Here is a 1,652-nt window from a genome sequence, read left to right on the forward strand (position 1 = left end):
TCTTTACCAACTGCGACCCAATAATTAAACGAGGCATAACGTTTGGGAAAATTTGCGGTAAAGCGATGTAACGTGTGTATGATAGTGAAGGTAATTATTATTACGTTGAAAATGCTTCTCGGGATACACCGCGGATTGTTCCGTTTAACGAGTATCGCTTTAGTCATGCTGAGGAAGAGATCATTAAGCGATTTGATATTGGGCTTCCTGTAACATCGCCTCTGGTCAAGCAAGTTCATTTTGAACATTATGGTAATATATATCGTGTTTATTCTGATAATAAATTGTATCGCAATTTTTATAATACGATATCTATAGATAATAGGTTAGTGCCAATAAGGGCGAAACCTATTTATAAACATCATCTGGATTGTGAGATCTATGACTTGAAAAAAACACACGTTTCTTATTCCGTTGAGTATACCGGCGGACGATGGCGTTTTGAACCCTCAACCTCTTCATCAATGTCAGAGCAGTTAAAAAGTGCCATTACTCCTGCGATGTATGATAAAACAGTAGATATACATAAACTCTCTATGCCAGGAAGTCATGGGCTAAAATTTGATTGCCAGGGGCATGCTTACTTAAAACAAAATGGGGATTTGATAAGGGTACTTGATTTTGAATCAAAACCTTATATTAAAAATAATAAAGGTGACGAGTTGCATTTAATATATAAACAACATGAGTATTCATTGTCTCATGTTGACGCTTATAATAAAAAAATATCATTAACTGCCGAAGAGTATCTAAGGGATAAACAGTTGAATTCAGAGGTAGGGATTAGTAATGATAATATTATGCAATTGGACCCTCATTGGGATCTATTAAAAACACATGTTAGGTCGAGTTCCTATGATATCGGTGATTTTGTGGGTTCTAGTATCTATGTCACATTTAGGTTGAGGTATAAAAAAGGGTCCTCTTCATTTCATGAACCGCCTGATATGCAATGGAGAGAGTTGATTAAATGTTCAGATGGTAAAAATGTATGGCAATTTCAGGCAGATATGTATCAGCATAATAAAAATAGCGGAACGTTTTTTTCATGGCATTTGAAGTATTCTGAAGCTTATTATTATTCAAAGGCAGTGAATAAAGACACTTATAATGGGCTTGTGAAAATTTATAATAGAAATATAAAACCATTATCACCAAGCAGTTTACCAAGGGCGCTTGGCAGGGATGAACGGATAGAGAACGTACAAAACTATCTAAAATTGCACGGGGGTATTCTGGATGTGACTATTCAGGATAATCCCAGGATAATAAAGCGAGAACTTAAGTATAATAAAGAAAGGGTAATTAAGTTCGATTTGGCAATGAACGACAAAAGTCTATTAACGTTTAACCAAGGTATCTTTATTGCCGACGGGCAACCCTCTGTTGCTTTCGTGACCACGAGCGATAATATTGCCATTGCTTCTGGAGAGGTAAATGCTGAACCGCCTGTTGAAGTGAGTCGGCAACGGATATTAAAGCACCGCAAATAAAAAAAGCGGATATCAGAAGATACCCGCTTTTCAGTCGCACACTACGTTTTCGGCAGTGGCGGAAATTTGTGCTAATCGCGAGCGATTAACGGAAGATAGCGTAGGGAGCCAGACCGCGATAGGTTTTGCCCAACGCTTTTATTACTTTGTTGATATTAC

1 protein-coding gene is annotated in these 1,652 nt (G+C 37.3%); it reads left to right on the forward strand.

Annotated features, from left to right (window positions below):
- Window positions 1-74 precede the first annotated feature (74 nt).
- Window positions 75-1,493 (forward strand): hypothetical protein, encoded by a 1,419-nt coding sequence (locus J5224_RS26980; RefSeq protein WP_264628231.1) that lies wholly within the window; start codon window positions 75-77, stop codon window positions 1,491-1,493.
- The last annotated feature ends 159 nt before the right edge of the window (window positions 1,494-1,652 follow it).

The sequence above is a fragment of the Candidatus Symbiopectobacterium sp. NZEC135 genome, from assembly GCF_025962695.1.